This window comes from Actinokineospora sp. NBRC 105648, from assembly GCF_030269645.1.
In the GTDB taxonomy this organism is placed as follows: Bacteria; Actinomycetota; Actinomycetes; order Mycobacteriales; family Pseudonocardiaceae; genus Actinokineospora.
This window is the reverse complement of sequence record NZ_BSTR01000029.1, coordinates 54,814-71,600: the sequence shown is the minus strand read 5'-3', so window position 1 is coordinate 71,600 and position 16,787 is coordinate 54,814. Positions and strand designations below refer to the sequence as shown.

The window sequence follows — 16,787 nt, the reverse complement described above, 5'->3', positions numbered from 1 at the left end:
CCTCGGTCAACGTGAACGGGGACCAGGTCGACTCGGACGACCGCTTCGAGGCCGTCCTGGCCTATCTCAAGGAGTCGCGCGGTTTCGACTTCACCGGGTACAAGCGCACCAGCCTCGCCCGCCGGGTGCGCAGGCGGATGAGCCAGGTGGGCATCGCCGACTACGACGCCTACATCGACCTCCTCCAGGTGAACCCGGACGAGTTCGAAGCCCTGTTCAACACCATCCTGATCAACGTCACCAGCTTCTTCCGGGACACCGAGGCCTGGGAGCACCTGCGCGCCGACGCCATCCCGGCCCTGCTCGCCGAGCGCGGTCCGGACGACCCGCTGCGGGTGTGGAGCGCGGGCTGCGCGAGCGGACCGGAGGCCTACAGCCTGGCCATGGTCTTCGCCGACGCGCTCGGCCCCGAGCGGTTCCGGCAGCGGGTCAAGATCTACGCCACCGATGTCGACGACGAGGCGCTCACCCAGGCCCGGCAGGCCGCCTACGCCGACGGCGACCTCGGCGGGCTCAGCGAGGAGCAGCTGGGGACCTACTTCGAGCAGCAGGGCAACCGGTACGTCTTCCGCAAGGACCTGCGCCGCTCGGTGATCTTCGGCCGCAACGACCTGGTGCAGGACGCGCCGATCTCGCGGATCGACCTGCTGGTCTGCCGCAACACGCTGATGTACTTCAACGCCGAGACCCAGGCGCGGATCCTGCGCCGGTTCCACTTCGCGCTCGCCCCGCGCGGTCTGCTGTTCCTCGGCAAGGCCGAGATGCTGCTCTCGCACAGCCGGATCTTCGACGCGGTGGACCTGAAGCGGCGGCTGTTCCGCAAGACGGCGGGAACGCCCACAGGCGCAGGCGCCGAACTGACCCCGACCGCCGCGCACGACCCCGCCGGCGAGGTGAGCGGGGTAGACGAGCTGCGGGAGTCGGCGTTCTCGGTGAGCCCGGTGGCGCAGGTCGTGGTCACCGGCGACGAGGTCCTGGCGCTGGTGAACCAGCAGGCGGAGCACCTGTTCGGGCTGTCGAGCCGGGACATCGGGAAGGCGCTGCGCGACCTGGAGCTCTCCTACCGGCCGGTGGAGCTGCGGGGTTATGTGGAACAGGCGAAGGCCGAGCGCCGCGCGGTGCGGGTGCGCGACGTCGAGTGGACGCGCACGCCCGGCGACTCGCTCTGGCTCGACATCCACGTCAACCCGCTGGTCAACGCCGACAACGGCCTGCTGGGCGTCACCATCGCCTTCCACGACGTCAGCGCCACCCGCGAGCTGCTGGACGAGCTCGAGCACACCAACCGCCAGTTGGAGTCGGCCTACGAGGAACTCCAGTCGACGAACGAGGAACTGGAGACCACGAACGAGGAGCTGCAGTCCACCGTCGAGGAGTTGGAGACCACGAACGAGGAACTCCAGTCCACCAACGAGGAACTGGAGACGATGAACGAAGAACTCCAGTCCACCAACGATGAGCTGCAGGCGATCAACGACACGCTGCGCGACCGCAGCACCGAGCTCGACGAGCTCAACGCGTTCATGGAGTCGATCCTGACCTCGATCCGCTCCGGAGTGGTGGTGGTCAACCCGGAGATGCGCGTGCGGGTGTGGAACCGCGGCACCGAGGACATGTGGGGCCTGCGCCGCGACGAGGCGGTCGGCGAGCACCTGCTCAACCTCGACATCGGGCTACCGGTGGGCGAACTGCGCATGGCGGTGAAGAGCGCCCTGACGGACTCGACGAATGAAGAGGTCTTGTACATAGACGCGGTGGACCGCCGCGGGCGGAACACGCGAGTGCGCGTCGTGGTGGCCACCTTGCGCGGGTCGAACGGTTCGGTCGAGGGCGCGATCCTGGTCATGGAGCCTGCCCGGGTCTAGTCGTAGCGGTCGCCTGGTGCGTCGCGGGCGTCCGACGTCGGGCGCTCAGGCGCCGGTGCGCAGGACGGCCCAGACGACCTTGCGCTCGCCTGCCGGGTCGACCAGGCAACCCCAAGCCTTCGCGAACTCGGCGACCAGCAGCAGCCCCATCCCGCGCGGGACCGGGTCGGCGCCGGGGTCCCGGGCGACCGGGGGTGTGGGGTCGTCGTCGCCGACCGCCACGGTGAACAGACCCCGGCGCAGCTCCAGCCGCAACCGGGCCTCGGAGTTGGTGTGCTGCATGGTGTTGTCGAGCAGCTCGCCCGCGACCTGCTGGATCTCGGCGACGGCGTAGCCGCGAAGGTCCCACTCGGCGCAGATCTCGCCGACGAACGCGCGCGCGTGGGGGAGGCTGGCTACCCCGTGCGGCACGGTGAGGTGGGCGCGGCGGGTGGGCGGCGGCCGGTGGATGTTGGCCACGGCGGTGTCGACGGTGTCGTGGAAGGCCACGTAGCGGTGCAGGGCGGTGCCGTGCAGCTCGGGTGGGCAGGCCGCGAGCAGCAGGGGGACGCCCGGCCAGTCGCAGGTGCGCAGCCAGACGGTGGCGAACACGCTGAGCAGGCTCTCGCCGCTGATCTCCAGCGAACCCAGGTCGACGACCACCGCGCGGGGTTGGTCGATGGCGCACTTGAGCAGGATGTCGCGCAGGGTGGCGTAGGTGCTGATGTCGAGGACACCGGTCGGGCTGACCACGAGCGCGCCCGACCTGGGTCGTACCGGGCAGCGCAGTCGTGCGGACAAGCGCCCTCTCCGTTCAGTGGGGACGGGGTTTACCCTGGCGTGCACGGGAATTCGGGCGCCGACTGATCCGGGCGAGAGGGGCGTGGAATGGCACAGGACCACGGCGGCAGCGGCAACAGTACTCCGCTGCTGGTGAACGCCTCCAAGCCGAGGGCGGACTGGCTGTTGCTCACGGTGATCGGCGAGATCGACCGGAGCCGGGTCGAGCTGCTGCGGGACCCGTTGGTGGCGGCCATGACAGGTTCACACGATCGAGTGATCTTGGACCTGACCCGGGTGGGCTTCCTGGGTGCTTGAGGCCTGGCCGAGATCGCGGCGGCGGCCGATGGCCGGCTGCACCTGGTGCTGCAGGACCCGCACCTGCGGCGGGCCTTGCGGGTGACGGGGGTGGCTCGGCTGGTGACGATGCACGAGCGGCTGGTGGAGGCGATGGTCCCGGTGGCTGGCTGAGCGGGGCCGGCTGCGTGCTTGGTGCTGCGTTGCCGTCTTGGTGTTGGCGTCTTCGTTGCCCGGGTTAAAGACGGGGGCTCGATCTAGTGAACTCGCTTCGTGTGGGGCCCCTAGAGCACCGCGGTGGGGAAAAAGCGTGGGGTGAAGGGCATCCCCACCACAGGTCAAGTTTAGCGGTGCTCTCCCCCCACACGAAGCGAGTCCACTAGATCGAGCATCCGTAGCGGGTGTTGCGTTCCAGCGGGCTTGGGAGCCGGCAGTGCAAAGGAGGGGGCTGCGGGAGCGGAGGCGGCGGTGGGGCGGAGGCGGCGGCGGGGCTGGTGGGCTGTGGGGCTGTGGGGCTGTGGGGCGGAGGCGGCTGTGGGGCTGGTGGGCTGTGGGGCTGGTGGGCTGTGGGGCTGGTGGGCTGTGGGGCTGTGGCTGTGGCGAAGGTGGTCTCGGGGGCGTGGGCGGTTGTGGTGTTGGGGCGGCTGTAGCGGAGGTGAGGGCGGTGGCGGGTGGGCGCCGGTCCTTCGGTGGGGGCCGGCGCCCACTGCGGTTCCGCGTGCCTACGCCTGGAGAGCGGTGGTGAAGGCCGTCCAGCTGGTGGTGGGTAGCTCGAGGAGACCGGAGGTCGGGCTCTTCGAGTCACGCACGCCGACGAGGTCGGTTCGGTGGGCGACCTCGACGCACTCACCACCGTTGGTCTGGCTGAAGCTCGACTTGCGGAAGGTTGCGTCCGCCCAGCCGATCTCCACGCACTGACCACCGTTGGTGTCGCTGAACGAGGACTTGCGGAACGGCACCGTAGTCCAGTCGATGCCGGGCTCGATCATGGGTATCAACCCCTTGGAATCGGTTACGCAGCAGGCTGGTTCGCCAGCCCCAAGATGAAGTTACGCGACTCCACGGGGCCCAAGGCGATGGCTTGCAGCCTGCCGAAGTGCTCGCCGTAGCGGCGCACTGTCTCAGCGGGTTTGTCCAGGTAGGCGGCATCGGAGAACATCTCGATGTAGGCGATGTCGTTCGCCGCCTCGTGTCCGAAGCGGAAAACGATGAAGTCGTACATCTCCGCGAACGACTGTGCGTCAAAGGGGATGACCTGCAAGGTCACGCTCGGCAGGAGCGACACCTCAGCCAGGTATCGGAGCTGCGTCAGCATCACCTCCGGGCCACCGAACTGGCGGCGCAGAGCCGACTCGCTCATGACGAAGGCGAACTTGCCGCCATCTTCGTCGGTGAGCTGCAGGCGGCGCTCGGCGCGGATGCGCAGCGTGTCATCGACCTGTTTCTCGGCGGGATCTACGCCCTGCGCTGCGAACATCGCGCGGATGTAGTCATCGGTTTGCAGGATGCCGGGCACAACCTCGGAGCCAACCAGCAAGATCTCGTCGGCGTCCTTCTCCAGGTCGCGGAATGCGCGGAACCACTTGGGGCCCAGGTAGAGCGTGGTCTCGCCGGTGGGGCGGCCGCGCTTGACGCGTGAGTGCTCCCAGAGGTCTCGGCACCAGACCCGGTCCTTGTCGCCGACCTTGTAGAGGTTCAGCAGGGCGTCCAGGTCGGTCTTGTCGATCCCGATCGCCCCGGTCTCCACCCGGCTGATTTTGTTCCCCCGCTTGCCGAGATGGGCTCCGGCGGCCTCCTGCGTGAGTTCGACAACCTCGCGTAGCCGCAACAGCTCCTTGCCGAGCAGTCGACGCCGCATGCTCACTGAGCGCTTGGGACTTGTCATGGTGGGGATCCTCCCACACTGGTCACCGGGTGTGTCCAGCCCGTGTCACCCATATTGGTGTATAGCCAGATTGGATGTCCGTGTTTACTGTCTTAGCAGATCAGCCGGCTAGTGCGGAGGCATACATGTACCCGATCCGTCAGACCCAACACGGTAGCGCTCACTCGGAGTCATGTCACCGCCGCCCCGTCTCGATGCGTCCGGCGACGGCCGAGCGTGACAGTCGGTAGTCACGCGCAAGATGGGCGCATCCCCATGTCCACGCGGGCCCAGGCCCGCCCCAGCCCTGGGCCTGCGTGGACCCCTCCGATCGACACCAAAGAGTCGCGGTCAATTTTGACCCGCATCCCTCTGGGCGCCCACCGTCAGCACAGAGCGCAGCGGCTTTCACCGGGAAGCCCGCGCGTGGTGACCACAGAAGAGACACGATCATGACCACCTGCACCAAGGCGCTCACCGCGCCTACCCGCACGGTTCTCTGGTTCTTGGCCCTACGCCGGGTCTCGACCGGTCGCGTAGTTCGTCATACCGCGATCCTCTTCACCGATCGCGGTCTACCGCTGCCCGGCTACTTCCGCGAACCGCTCAGCGAGCTCTTAAGGGCCGGGCTCATCACCGACACCCCTCCACTTCAGCTCACCAGTGACGGCGTGGCTCTCTTGGAGCTCTTGCGCAGGAGGCAACCGTGACGCGTTGGGCCTGGGGTGTCAGCACCTACTACACCGGCCGTCTGCACGTCCTGGTCCCGCGGACTCCTAACGGGGTGTGCGGGCTGCCCGTGCAACAGATCTACCCGCACCGCCCACCCGCGCCGCCGCTCTGCCCCGAGTGCGCGCTCGAACTGGTCGCCCGCCTGTTCCCGGCTAGCCAAGGACCCGCATGACCCAGCACCTCAGCCCACCGCGCGGGGTCCCGTTCCTCGCCACCGACCTGCGCGACCTCATCGCCCTGGCCGGTGACCTGCTCAGGTCCCTGGAGGAGCAGACCCTCACCGTCGACCAGGTGGACACCTTCGACGACGTCACCGCGGAGGTGATCACGACCTGCCGGTGGCTGGCCTCGGTGTCGGGGACGTGAGGGCGCTCGGGGAGGTGAAGTAGGCCTGCAGGTCCCGGTGCCGGAACTGGATGGCGTCCCCGGAGTACCGCAGGAGCCCGGCCGCGTAGGCCCAGTCCAGGAACGGCACCACCTCGCGCGGCAACAACCCGCGTCGGGCGAACGCCCGCGTCGTCAGCGCGAACCGCAACCATGTGCGCAGCGGGAGGTACGCGCCGCGCAGCAGCACTGCCCCGAACGGGGCCAGTAGGGCGACCGCGAACACCACACCCGCCGTCGACCGGTCCTGAGTGCCTTCGACGATGTCATCACGGCTGAGGCCGACCAGCGCGGAGTACCCCGCGAAGAGGTACACGCTCACCGGCCCCCAAGGGATCCCGGCCCTCAGGCGTTGCCTGGTGCCCCCGAACACGACCAGCAGCAGCCGCCGCACCACCCGGTAGACGAACCGGAACGCGACTATGAACGACAACGCCACGCACAGCCAGAGGATCGCGTTCAGCAGGGACAGCCACTCATTCCAGAAGCGGACCACCCACCAGAGCAGGCACACCACCAGCGGCAGCGGGGCCAGCGCGATCAGCAGACGGGCCCAGAGCGCGGCTCCCCGCGCGGGGCGGGTCGGGTTGTCCTTGGCCAACCACAGGCCGCTCAGCCAGAAATCCACGCTCGACATGCCCCGAGACCCCAGGAACGCGAGGTGGTCGGCCAGGGCGCCCAGCCACCGCTCGACGTCCGCGGGCGGGTAGTGGCCCCCGTCCGGGCGGGTCTGGTGTTCGGTGACCGCGGGGACCAACAACTCGAACAGGTGGGTGTCCAGGTCAGTCAGGTCGACCAGCTCGGCGGGCTGACTCCCCGGCCGCCGGTAAGCGCTCACCGCCAGGTAGAGCCGCAACGGCGAGCTCAGGCACCGGGCCAGCTCACCAGCCGGGTCGCTCCGCATCGCCTCGGCGACGGGCTGCCAGCGGCGAGCCAGCCCGTCGGGCTCGGCGCGCGCCGGGAAGCGGTGCGCCAGCCACGAGATCACTTGCTCGACGCCAAGTGGTTGCAGGGTGACCACCGTGGCGTCCTCGAGCACGTCCCCTTGCCCGACCAGCCGTTTGTAGTGCTCCGTGCGGCAGGTGAGCACGACCGGCCACTGGTCCGGGCCGGAGGAGATGTTCAGCGCGGCCAGCACCTCGCGGGCACGTACCGGTTGGTCGGGGTCCATCTCGTCCAGGCCGTCGAGCACGAGCAACAGCAGCCCACGCGCGAGTAGTTCGCGCACCACCGCTCGCTCGATCCCGTACGTCGAGGCGATCTGCTCAGCGGCCCAGCTGTCTAATCGCTCGCGCAGCACCCCGGGCGGGGAGTCCCCGGACTCGGGGAGCGACGGCAAGCTAAGACGCACGGGGACCCGAATCAGGCCGTTCGCCCGATGGGCCTCTTGGGCGAGATCGAGTAAGAGCCGCAAAACCAACACGGTCTTACCCGCGCCACCCTCTCCCTGTACCAACAGGCGCCCGCTACGGAGTCCTCGGTAGTACTCGGCGATCGTGTCCAACGAGCCCGAGTCCGCACCGCCGTCGGTGCGCCAGAACAGCTCGTCGGGCTGGGTGAAGCCGACGTCGGCGGGCTGCGGCTTGCCGGTGTCGCCGAGCAGGCGGGCCAGGGTGCGCTCCTCGGCGGTGATCACCGCGACCAGGAGTCGGCGCAGGCGGTCGGCGAGGATCCCGGGGTCGTCGGCGCGGGGCTTGGTCCGCTGGCCGCCGACCAGCGCGAGCACCCCGGCGACCCCGCCGACGATGCTGGCGGGCAGCGCCAGCACGTTGGCGATCCCGGCCCCGTTGTCGCCCTTGCCGAGCAACCACCAGGTCAGCGCGATCACCGGGATCGCCAGCAGGACCCATCCGAGGCCGGAGACCACCCGGGACCGCGTCGACCACACCCGTCTCGCCACCCGGGCATCCTGCCGGGGAGGGCGGTCACCGGGCCAGCCGCCCCTGGGCGACAATCGGGACCATGTGGTTCGGCGTGCTCGGGCCCCTGGTGGTGCGGGTCGCCGCCGGGGCGGGGAGCGGAGTGGAGATCAGCGGGCCCCGACCGCGGGCGCTGCTGGTCCTGCTGCTGCTCGAGGCGGGCCGCGTCGTCCCGGTGGAGCGGTTGGTCGACGGTCAGTACGGCGACGACCCGCCGGCGAACGCCGCCAACGCGGTGCAGGTGCAGGTATCGCGGTTGCGGCGGGTGCTTCCCGACGGGTTGATCGAGTTCCACGGCGGCGGCTACCGGATCGCGGTTGATCCGGACGACGTGGACGTGCACCGGTTCGAGCGGCTCGCGCAAGAGGGGCGTAAGAGCCTCGCGAAGGGCAATACCGCTGAAGCAGCCGACCGGCTAAGAGAAGCTCTGGACCTGTGGCGTGGCCCCGCGCTCATCGATCTACCGCACGGCCGGGCCCAGACAGCACGTCTTGACGAGCTGCGGCTAACCGCCACTGAGGACCTCGTCGACGCCGACCCGGACGCCGTTCCGATTGCCGAGCTGCGCACTCTTGTCGACGCACACCCTCTTCGCGAACGGTTGCGCGCACAGCTGATGCGGGCCTTGCATGCCGACAACCGGCAGGGTGAGGCGTTGCAAGAGTTCGCGAGCGCGCGGCGTCTGCTCGCCGAAGAGCTCGGCGCGGACCCCTCCCCCGAGCTGTCCGCACTCAACCAGGCCATCCTGCGGGCCGAGAAGCCTGCCAAACGCCGTCCCGCCGCGCAGTTGACCAGTTTCATCGGACGTGATCGGGAACTCGCGCGGTTGCGCGCGACCGATCGGCTGACCACCGTCCTCGGTCCCGGTGGCACGGGGAAGACGCGGCTCGCCATCGAGTCGGCGCGGCCCGGCGCCTGTTTCGTCGACCTCTCCACAGTGGACACCGGAGACCAGGTCCCGCACGCCGTGATCGACGCGCTAGGCCTGCGGGAACAGGGTTTCCGCTCCCCTGCCGCCGACCCGGTCCGCCACCTCGTCGGCGTGCTGGGCGACGAGCAGCTGATCTTGGACAACTGCGAGCACGTGGTCGACGCCACCGCCGCTCTCGTGCGGGTGCTCGTGGCCGAGTGTCCTGATCTGACCATTGTCTGCACTAGCCGCGAGCCTCTTGGGCTTACCGGCGAGGTATTGCTTCCCCTGCCGCCCTTGGACATTCCCGAACCAGGCGACCCCAACGCGGCCTCTTACTCTACCGTGCGCCTCTTCCTAGATCGGGCTGCTGCCGTGCGGCCAGGGCTGACACTAGACATCCCCACCGTGGCAAGAGTCTGCGCGGGGCTGGACGGGCTACCGTTGGCTATCGAGCTGGCGGCCGCACGGTTGCGCCAGTTCACGCTGGACGAGATCGCTGCGCGGCTCGTCGAGGGCGGTCGGTTCCGGTTGCTCTCCCGGGGTGACCGCACCGCCGCCGCGCGCCACCGCACCTTGCGCGGGGTGGTCGAGTGGAGCTGGGACCTGCTCACCGCCGAGGAGCGCCTCTTAGCGCAACGGTTCGCGGTGTTCACCGGTGGTGCGCCGCTAAGCGCGGTTGAACCGGTCTGCGGGGTCCCGGTAGAGGTGCTCGCCGATCTAGTGGACAAGTCGCTGGTGGAGACGGACGGCTCGCGCTACCGCATGCTCGACACGATCCGGTTGTTCTGCCTGGAACAGTTGGCCGCTGCGGGCGAACTGGAGTCAACTCGCGCGGGGCATGCCCGGTATCACCTTGATCTCGCACAACGCGCGGACGTGCATCTGCGTCGGGCGGAGCAGTTGGAATGGCTCGCGCTGCTCTCCGCCGAGCACGGCAACCTGATGGCCGCGTTGCGTTGGGCGTCGAGCAGTGATCGGGAAACCGCGTTGCGGATGGTGCCCGCGCTCGCGGCGTACTGGTGGCTAAGTGGTCGGCGCAGCCACGCGGGCGAAATCGCTACCTCGTTGCTGGTGGACGTGCCTGACGGTTTCACGGAGGAGTACGTCTCCTGTGTGGTGCACGCCGTTCCGCGCGCCGAACCCGCGCACTGGGAGCGCGCAGACCGCCTGGTGCGCGTGTCGATCAAGCCGCTGCGGCACCCGTTCGGCGCGGCGCTGTGGGCGATGGCCGCAGGCCCGAGCGGGCAACTCGAGCGCGACACCTCACCGCTGCTGGGCGACGACCCGTGGAACCTGGCCCTGGAGCAGCTGGGCGGCGCGCTGCTGCTGACGCTCACCGGTCGGATCGCCGAGGGTGAGCGCGAGTTGCTCGACGTGCTCGCCCGGTTCCGCGCGCTCGGTGAGCGGTGGGGTGTCGTGCAGGCGTTGGACTCGCTCGCCCAGGTCGCCGGGTGGCGCGGCGAGTGGGCACGGGCGCACGCGCTGTGGGCCGAGGCGCTGGTGCTGCTCGACGAGCTCGGCGCGCTGGAGGACTCTGCCGACACGCTGTGCCACCGGGCCGACTGCCTGCTCCGGCAGGGCGAGCTCGACGCCGCCGAGAGGGACTACCGGCGGGCTGGTGAGCTGCGCGCCACGGCCGGGCACATCGGCGTGGTGGTCGTGGTCGAGGTGGGATTGGCGGAGATCGCGCAAGCGCGCGGCGAGCCGGACACGGCGCGGTTGGAACGGGCGTGGGCGGCGGCGCAGTCGGGCGACTTCGGCACCGAGTCCGCGCGATCGCGCGTGCTAACCGCGCTCGGGCATCACTACCAGGCGGTGGCCGAGGCCCGTGAGTCACCGATGATGGTGGATCTCGCGGCCGCGGTAGAGGGTTTGGCCTGCGTGGTGGAGACGGACGCTGTTGCGTTGTTGTTGGGAGTAGCGGTGGCGCTACGCGGGATAGCGGTCACCGGTGCGCTCAACGTTGCACGCGCGTACGAGCGGATCGGCGAAGAGGTATCCGAGTACGCGCGCGGGGCAGCGATGACGCGCGAAGAGGCGCTGACAGTGGTCGACAGGTACTGCAAGCCTGCTGAAGGCGAACGGTAGGCGCGGCGCGCGAGCGTGGTGGCATGAAGAACACCACGGTCCTGATCTCCGGCGCGAGCATCGCCGGTCCCGCGCTCGCGTTCTGGCTCGCGCGCTACGGCTGCACGGTCACTGTCGTCGAGCGTGCGGCCACCCTGCGCCCGGGTGGGCAGGCTGTCGACTTCAAGGGGGCCACCCACCGCACTGTCTTGACGCGCATGGGCATCTTGGACGAGGTGCGCGAACGGCAAACGGGCGGCACAGACCAAACCATCATCGACGAGAACGGCAAGCGGCTGGCGATGATCCCCCGCGAGTTCACCGGCGGGGAGATCGAGATCCGCCGGGGGGACCTGGCGGAACTGCTGTACTCCCGGACGTCCTCGTCGTGCGAGTACCTCTTCGGCGACACGATCACTTCACTAACCGACACCCAAGAGGGCGTGCACGTCACCTTCGCGCGTACCGCCCCACGCACGTTCGACCTCGTCGTCGGCGCCGACGGCATCCACTCCAACGTCCGGCGGCTGGCGTTCGGACCGGAGTCCGACTACGTCCGCCACCTGGGCCACTACTACGCCCTAGCCGATCTGGGAGACATCGGCGCGGAGTCGGTCATGTACAACGAACCGGGCCGGATGGCAGCTTTGGGCGGCCCCAAGTCCCCAGCGTTCTTCGTCTTCGCGTCTCCTCAGCTCTCTTACGACCGCGAGGACACCTTGCAGCAGAAGGCAATCCTGCAAGAGGCCTACGCCAACGGCGGTTGGCGCATCCCGGAACTGATGGCCGCGGTACCTGACGCGGCGGAGTTCTACCTCGATTCCCTCAGCCGGGTAGAGATGACCAGCTTCACCCGCGGCCGGGTAGCCCTGACGGGCGACGCGGCCTACGGAAACACTCTTGGCGGATTCGGTACCGGCCTCGCGGTAGTGGCCGCGCACGTCTTGGCCGGCGAACTGATGACGGCCGATGGCGACTACCGGGTGGCGTTTGGGGAGTACAACGCGCAGTTCCGGAGTTACGCGAAGATCTCGCACAAGGGGAACGCTGGTCCGTTCTTGGCACCGCCCACGCGGATGCGGATGCGGGCGCGGAACTGGATGTTCAACTCGTCGCTGATGCTGCGGATGATGCTGAAGATGACCGACAAGCTGGCGACTGACATCGACCTGCGCAGCTACCCGGCGTGACCTCGGGCGCTACTGCGGGATCTGGTCCGGATCGGGCGCGAACTCAGGATTGATGTCGATGTCCCCGGGCCGCAGGAGCCGCAGCAGGTGCGGATCGACCCCGACTCGCCGGGTGACGTCGGCGATCGTCTCGCGCAGGAAGGGGAAGACCGTGAAGATCGCCACCGAGCTGACGAAACTCGCCTGGACATCCCTCGGGTACTCAGCGCCCGGCGGAACGGCGTAGTAGACGGCGATGTCCACGTAGACCTCGACGTCCTTGGACTGGATGTCGGTCCGGACCCGGACCCCCAACCTGTCGTCCGCGTGGCGGACCAGGACCCGCATGTCCACCGGATCCCCCTCGGCGACCTCGACGTCGTCCGCCGAGGCGAACCCGTCACGGGCCCTGGCGCGGACCTCGTAGCACCTGACCTGGACGAGTTCGAGGTCGGCGACCATCTCCTGGAGCTGGGCGCGCTGGTCAGGCACTTCGGGGGGCGCTGTCGTTGTCGATCACCTGCAGGCGGACCCGGCGGTTCGGGACGGCCCCCACCCGCGCCGACCGGGGGGTGACGCTGCTGCTCGCCCGGACGTGCGCGGCCTCGGTCCACCCGTCGCGCACGGGAACGGCCACGACCTTGAGCATCGCGCCGACCGCCCGGGCGTACCGCTGCAAGGTGGTGACGTGCGGGTCGCCCGCGGTCCGCTCGAGGTCGGAGACAGCGGACTGGGTCGTCCCCATCCGGCGCGCGACCTCAGCCTGGCTCAGCTTCAGGTCGCGCCGGATCTGGTACAGCGACCGCATCAGGGCCGCGAGGTTCGCGTCGTCCTCGCGGGCCGCCCTGGCCTCGGGGTGGTCCGGATCGAGGCCGAGCAGCTCGAACAAGCCGCTGGACACCATGCCCTCCTCCGTCTGCGTGGGTACCATGATGTATCGGTCCGAACCGATATCGCAAGCCCTCGGGCCGATCGTTACACCCTTCGGTCCCACTCGGCGAGTCGCTTCCGGGCCTGCTTGATCATCCGCGGTATGGTCTGCGACTTTTTGGCGGCGAAGCAGAGAGCCAAAAGCACCAGCCCATCCTCACGAACGGCGTAGAACAACCGCCACTCGTTTCGCTGGACGCTCAGCCTGGCTTCCACCAATCCGTCGCCGAGCGGCGTGCAATCGCGGGGGAGGGTCTCCCCCGACGTGATCCGGTCCTGCAGACCCGCGAGCTTGGCCACCAACCGGACATCGCCACCGAGCTCCTTGGCTATCTCCCGGGCCGCGGTTTGACCACCGCCTGGAGCCTCGTAGTACCTCCAGATGGGTTGTCGCACGCGCATCTCCCAACATCAAGGCACCCCCAGGCCGGATCTTACGACTGCGGACAAGCATGCCGCACTCGCCATGCCGAGACACATTCCACTGCGGTTTCATCAATTATTTGGAACACATTCGGCGGATTTCTGCCACCCAGCCGAAGGAATATTCTCGGTTGGCCAAGAAATGTCCACTTGTCATCGACGCACGCGTATTCGTCACACCCGCCGAGCTTCGCGGCGCGCTTCGACTGCTCCTGGAGTACCGGCAGGCACCGGCCGCACGTGCCAGGCCCCTCGGCGGTGCGGAGTCCGGTATGTGGGAACCGGAATAGCCCGCACGCGGGGACGTTGGTGCTGGTAGGAGCTTCGGCGAAGGGGCAGGGCGATGGGGTTCACGACCGAGTGGCAGGAGTGGAAGGCCGAGCGGGAGCTGCAGTTGGCCGACCCGCACGGATGGCTGGCGTTGGTCTCGCTCGACTGGCTGGGCGAGGAGCCCAAGGCCTACCCGGGGCTGCCGGGTCGGTGGTGGCAGGACGCGGACGCCGCCTACCTCGACCCGGAGGGTGCCGAGCTGTCGCACGAGGGCGAGGTGCTCACCGGGGTGCGGCGGTTCGAGTTGGTGAACAGCGGTCCCGGGACGCGGGTTTCCGCGGGTGACCTGGAGATCGAGGTGGCGCGCCGTAGCGGGTACCTGATCCGGGTGCACGACCCCAAGGCCGAGGCGGTGCGGGCGTTCAGCGGGGTGCCGTCCTACGACCCGAACCCCGACTGGGTCCTGCGTGGCACGTACGAAGCCTTCGACGAGCCTCGGCCGACCACGGTCGGGGCGGTCGTGGCCGGGTTGACGCACGTGTACACCGCTCCGGGTCGGGTGCGGTTCAACCACGGCGGGGTCGAGCACACGCTGACCGCCTTCAACGGGAAGAAGTCCGGGTTCAGCGTCCTGTTCACCGACGAGACCAGCGGTGTGACGACGTACGCGGCGAACCGGTCGCTGGCCGTCGGTGAACCCGACGCCGACGGCAGCGTTGTCCTGGACTTCAACCGGGCGACCAACTTGCCGTGCGCGTTCACGGTTTACGCGACGTGCCCGCTGCCCCCCGAGGGAAACCACCTGCCCTTCGCCGTCGAGGCGGGCGAGCAGACTCCCTAAGGGGGCAGCGGAGGCCCGTCTAGACCGAGGTCAGTTCGCGCACCTCGACCGCTGCCACCTCCTGGTAGCGGTCGGGGCGCGAGCGGCGCACCCACAGCGCGAAGACGAGGCCGAACGCCGCGGTGAGGACCAGCAGCCACGGGAGTGCGGTCACGGCCACGGCGTCGGTGCCGGTCAGGATGGCGAAGTTGTCGACCAGCAGGACGGTGGCCGCGCCCAGCCCCACGGCGCCGAGCAGCGGCGCCACCCCGGTGCGCCACCAGTGCCGGTCGGGCCTGCCGCGGAAGAACGCGATGGTGGCGACCGCCGTGCCCGCCTGCAGGACGATGATCCCGAGGGTGCCCAGGGCGAGCATGCTGGTGGCCAGGTTCAGGTACGGGTCCAGTCCCGCCACCGCGAACGCGCCCACCACGACCACCGCGATCACCGTCTGCACCAGGCTCGCGCGGCTCGGGGACCCGTGGCGCGGGTGCACCCGGCCGAGCCCGTGCGGCAGGACGCGTTCGCGGCCGAGGGCGAAGACGTAGCGGTTGGCGGCGTTGTGCAGGGCGACCATCGCGGCGAACATGCTGGTGCACAACATGACCTGCATGGTGACGGTCAGCGCCTCGCCGACGTGGGCGGTGCTCAGGCCGAAGAACAGGTTGCCCAGCTCCTTGCCCGCGACGTCGCGGACCTGGTCCGGGCCGACCGCGCCGACCGCGGTCCACGCGGTGAAGGCGTAGAACACGGTGATCACCGCGACCGACAGGTAGGTCGCCAGCGGGACGCTGCGGCGCGGGTCGCGGGTCTCCTCGCCGTAGAGGGCGGCGGACTCGAAACCGATGTAGGAGATGAAGGCGAACATCAGCGACACCCCGACACCGCTGCCGAACACCACGCCCGGGTCGAACGAGGCCGCGGGCAGAGCGTCGGCGCCGCGGTCGGCGAGGATGCCGATGTCGAGCACCAGCAGCACGCCGATCTCGCCGATCATCAGCACCGAGAGCACCTTGGCGCTGAGGTCGACCTGCCGGTAGCCCAGCAGCGCGACACCGCCGATGCCGATCGCCGACCACACCGGCCACGGCAGGTCGAGCCCGAGACCCTGGCCGACCAGACCGGCGAAGTACCCGAAGGCACCCGCCATGCCGACCGCCACCGCGCTGTAGGCCACCGTCGCCACCAGGCCGCCCGCGACCGCGACCGGCTTGCCGAGCCCGGCGGAGAGGTAGGCGTAGAAGCCGCCCGCGTTGACGATGCGCCTGCTCATCGCGGCGTAGCCGACCGAGAAGCAGCCCAGCGTCAGGCCGGCGAGGACGAACATGGCCGGGAACCCGGCGCCGTCGCCGATGGCGAACGCGAGCGGCACGGTGCCGACCATCGCCCCCAGCGGCGCGGCGGCCGCGATCACCAGGAACACGATCCTCGGAGTGGTCAGGGTCTTGCGCAACCCGACTTGGGCACTGTCCATTTCATACTCCCGCCACCTGCCGACACACTGGTGGCGCAAGCGTGAGCGGGCGGGCTGACAACCCGTTGACCCGGGCCTGACCTGCGGGAATACCCGACAAAGGGGTCGAATCAGGGCGTGACGCCCTGGCGTTGGGCGGCCGCCTGCGCGGTACACGGCACGGTGGCGGCGGGTCGCCAGGTGCGGATGTCGGTGCGCAGCCGGGAACCCAGCAAGCACGTGCCGTCCGCGCCGTGGAAGGACACGCCGACCTCGTCCGGGGTAGCTACGACGTCCACCGCCGGGTCGCGCGGCACCGGGTTGTCGGTGTCGGCCTGCGGTTCGATGAGGTCGGCCCGGCTCAGCATCGCGATCACGGCCCGCTGGTCGGCGGGGACGGGAAGGGTGCGCAGCACGGTGTCGAGCGCGCGGTCGAAGACCTCCGGCCTCGACCACGCGGGGTACTCCGGCGGGATGATCGGGACGGCGTTCTCCGGGCAGTCGACCCGCTTCGGCTCGCCGATGGCGCCGTAGTAGTTGAAGTCCGCCGCGTAGCAGGCCGTGACCGGGTCGGTCTTGCTCCAACCGGACTCGACGCCGTCGTGGTGGATCCGGAACACCAGGTGCGCCAACGGGTCCTGCGGTGCCCGGGCGTCCAGCTCGCGCATCTCCAGGATCGCGCGCTCCGACGACGGCGCGGGCGGGGACCCGAGCACCGCCCGGGCGAACCCCGCCGCCGAGGACTGGCGCGGGTAGCTGACGGCGAGGGCGATGGTGTCGGCCTCGCGGTCGGTCTGGCTGGTGCCCTCGGCGCAGCCCGCGAGCGCCAACGCCAGCACCAAGGCCCCCACCAGCGGTGATCGGTTCACCCGGTCAGCCTAGCCGGCCGCCGGTGCGTCCCGCATGAGTAATTCCACCTACT

Annotated in this window: 17 protein-coding genes; 8 read left to right on the top strand and 9 right to left on the bottom strand. The window is 69.4% G+C overall.

Annotated features, from left to right (window positions below):
- Window positions 1-11: 11 nt before the first annotated feature.
- Window positions 12-1,865, top strand: coding sequence for a CheR family methyltransferase (locus QSK30_RS23340; protein ID WP_285505799.1), 1,854 nt, complete (start codon window positions 12-14; stop codon window positions 1,863-1,865).
- Between the two features lie 45 nt (window positions 1,866-1,910).
- Here QSK30_RS23340 and QSK30_RS23335 read toward each other — a convergent pair whose 3' ends face one another.
- Window positions 1,911-2,645 carry an ATP-binding protein gene (locus tag QSK30_RS23335; RefSeq protein ID WP_285505798.1) on the bottom strand — a complete coding sequence of 245 codons (735 nt, stop codon included), beginning with the start codon at window positions 2,643-2,645 and terminating at the stop codon, window positions 1,911-1,913.
- 87 nt (window positions 2,646-2,732) lie between these two features.
- Between QSK30_RS23335 and QSK30_RS23330 the strand changes: the two genes are divergently transcribed.
- Complete coding sequence (locus QSK30_RS23330; RefSeq protein WP_285505797.1) at window positions 2,733-2,942, top strand: STAS domain-containing protein; 210 nt, start codon at window positions 2,733-2,735, stop codon at window positions 2,940-2,942.
- Window positions 2,943-3,643: 701 nt separating this feature from the next.
- Here the strand turns inward: QSK30_RS23330 and QSK30_RS23325 are convergent.
- Both QSK30_RS23325 and QSK30_RS23320 read right to left on the bottom strand, forming a co-directional pair.
- On the bottom strand, window positions 3,644-3,910 hold the full coding sequence (locus QSK30_RS23325) for a DUF397 domain-containing protein (RefSeq protein WP_285505796.1): 267 nt from the start codon (window positions 3,908-3,910) through the stop codon (window positions 3,644-3,646).
- Window positions 3,911-3,933: 23 nt separating this feature from the next.
- Window positions 3,934-4,806 (bottom strand): helix-turn-helix domain-containing protein, encoded by an 873-nt coding sequence (locus tag QSK30_RS23320; protein WP_285505795.1) that lies wholly within the window; start codon window positions 4,804-4,806, stop codon window positions 3,934-3,936.
- A gap of 431 nt (window positions 4,807-5,237) precedes the next feature.
- Here QSK30_RS23320 and QSK30_RS23315 point away from each other — a divergent pair, with 431 nt between their 5' ends.
- The 3 genes from QSK30_RS23315 to QSK30_RS23305 are packed head-to-tail and all read left to right on the top strand — an operon-like array spanning window position 5,238 to window position 5,883.
- Entirely contained in the window at window positions 5,238-5,495 is a 258-nt protein-coding gene (locus tag QSK30_RS23315; protein ID WP_285505794.1) for a hypothetical protein, read from the top strand.
- Entirely contained in the window at window positions 5,492-5,689 is a 198-nt protein-coding gene (locus QSK30_RS23310; protein WP_285505793.1) for a hypothetical protein, read from the top strand. The genes QSK30_RS23315 and QSK30_RS23310 overlap by 4 nt, the downstream gene beginning before the upstream one ends.
- Entirely contained in the window at window positions 5,686-5,883 is a 198-nt protein-coding gene (locus tag QSK30_RS23305; protein ID WP_285505792.1) for a hypothetical protein, read from the top strand. Before QSK30_RS23310 ends, QSK30_RS23305 begins: the two co-directional genes overlap by 4 nt.
- Here the strand turns inward: QSK30_RS23305 and QSK30_RS23300 are convergent.
- Complete coding sequence (locus QSK30_RS23300; RefSeq protein WP_285505791.1) at window positions 5,843-7,801, bottom strand: NACHT domain-containing protein; 1,959 nt, start codon at window positions 7,799-7,801, stop codon at window positions 5,843-5,845. The two genes, QSK30_RS23305 and QSK30_RS23300, sit on opposite strands and share 41 nt — an antisense overlap.
- A gap of 62 nt (window positions 7,802-7,863) precedes the next feature.
- Here QSK30_RS23300 and QSK30_RS23295 point away from each other — a divergent pair, with 62 nt between their 5' ends.
- The gene (locus QSK30_RS23295; protein WP_285505790.1) at window positions 7,864-10,821 is read left to right on the top strand and encodes an AfsR/SARP family transcriptional regulator; all 2,958 of its coding nucleotides are present in this window, start codon (window positions 7,864-7,866) and stop codon (window positions 10,819-10,821) included.
- Window positions 10,822-10,844: 23 nt separating this feature from the next.
- A complete protein-coding gene (locus QSK30_RS23290; RefSeq protein ID WP_285505789.1) occupies window positions 10,845-11,990 on the top strand; it encodes an FAD-dependent monooxygenase in 1,146 nt (381 codons plus the stop codon).
- Between the two features lie 9 nt (window positions 11,991-11,999).
- Here QSK30_RS23290 and QSK30_RS23285 read toward each other — a convergent pair whose 3' ends face one another.
- The 3 genes from QSK30_RS23285 to QSK30_RS23275 form a co-directional block, all read right to left on the bottom strand.
- Entirely contained in the window at window positions 12,000-12,461 is a 462-nt protein-coding gene (locus QSK30_RS23285) for a hypothetical protein (protein WP_285505788.1), read from the bottom strand.
- Window positions 12,454-12,870, bottom strand: a complete 417-nt coding sequence (locus tag QSK30_RS23280) for a helix-turn-helix domain-containing protein (RefSeq protein ID WP_285505787.1) — start codon at window positions 12,868-12,870, stop codon at window positions 12,454-12,456. Before QSK30_RS23280 ends, QSK30_RS23285 begins: the two co-directional genes overlap by 8 nt.
- A 74-nt stretch (window positions 12,871-12,944) precedes the next feature.
- Window positions 12,945-13,295, bottom strand: coding sequence for a type II toxin-antitoxin system RelE/ParE family toxin (locus QSK30_RS23275; protein ID WP_285505786.1), 351 nt, complete (start codon window positions 13,293-13,295; stop codon window positions 12,945-12,947).
- Window positions 13,296-13,665: 370 nt separating this feature from the next.
- Between QSK30_RS23275 and QSK30_RS23270 the strand changes: the two genes are divergently transcribed.
- On the top strand, window positions 13,666-14,433 hold the full coding sequence (locus QSK30_RS23270) for a DUF1684 domain-containing protein (protein ID WP_285505785.1): 768 nt from the start codon (window positions 13,666-13,668) through the stop codon (window positions 14,431-14,433).
- A gap of 19 nt (window positions 14,434-14,452) precedes the next feature.
- On the opposite strand, the gene QSK30_RS23265 is transcribed toward QSK30_RS23270, so the two are convergent.
- Window positions 14,453-15,886: an APC family permease gene (locus QSK30_RS23265; RefSeq protein WP_285505784.1), complete on the bottom strand. Its 1,434-nt coding sequence runs from the start codon at window positions 15,884-15,886 to the stop codon at window positions 14,453-14,455.
- Window positions 15,887-15,996: 110 nt separating this feature from the next.
- Window positions 15,997-16,734 (bottom strand): hypothetical protein, encoded by a 738-nt coding sequence (locus tag QSK30_RS23260; RefSeq protein ID WP_285505783.1) that lies wholly within the window; start codon window positions 16,732-16,734, stop codon window positions 15,997-15,999.
- Window positions 16,735-16,787 lie beyond the last annotated feature (53 nt).

What these genes read in the sequence shown, in the direction of transcription:
- QSK30_RS23330 (WP_285505797.1), top strand. Translation starts at nt 2,733, where the DNA reads ATGGCACAGGACCACGGCGGCAGCGGCAACAGTACTCCGCTGCTGGTG.
- QSK30_RS23325 (WP_285505796.1), bottom strand. Translation starts at nt 3,910, where the DNA reads ATGATCGAGCCCGGCATCGACTGGACTACGGTGCCGTTCCGCAAGTCC.
- QSK30_RS23320 (WP_285505795.1), bottom strand. Translation starts at nt 4,806, where the DNA reads ATGACAAGTCCCAAGCGCTCAGTGAGCATGCGGCGTCGACTGCTCGGC.
- QSK30_RS23315 (WP_285505794.1), top strand. Translation starts at nt 5,238, where the DNA reads ATGACCACCTGCACCAAGGCGCTCACCGCGCCTACCCGCACGGTTCTC.
- QSK30_RS23305 (WP_285505792.1), top strand. Translation starts at nt 5,686, where the DNA reads ATGACCCAGCACCTCAGCCCACCGCGCGGGGTCCCGTTCCTCGCCACC.
- QSK30_RS23295 (WP_285505790.1), top strand. Translation starts at nt 7,864, where the DNA reads ATGTGGTTCGGCGTGCTCGGGCCCCTGGTGGTGCGGGTCGCCGCCGGG.
- QSK30_RS23290 (WP_285505789.1), top strand. Translation starts at nt 10,845, where the DNA reads ATGAAGAACACCACGGTCCTGATCTCCGGCGCGAGCATCGCCGGTCCC.
- QSK30_RS23270 (WP_285505785.1), top strand. Translation starts at nt 13,666, where the DNA reads ATGGGGTTCACGACCGAGTGGCAGGAGTGGAAGGCCGAGCGGGAGCTG.
- QSK30_RS23265 (WP_285505784.1), bottom strand. Translation starts at nt 15,886, where the DNA reads ATGGACAGTGCCCAAGTCGGGTTGCGCAAGACCCTGACCACTCCGAGG.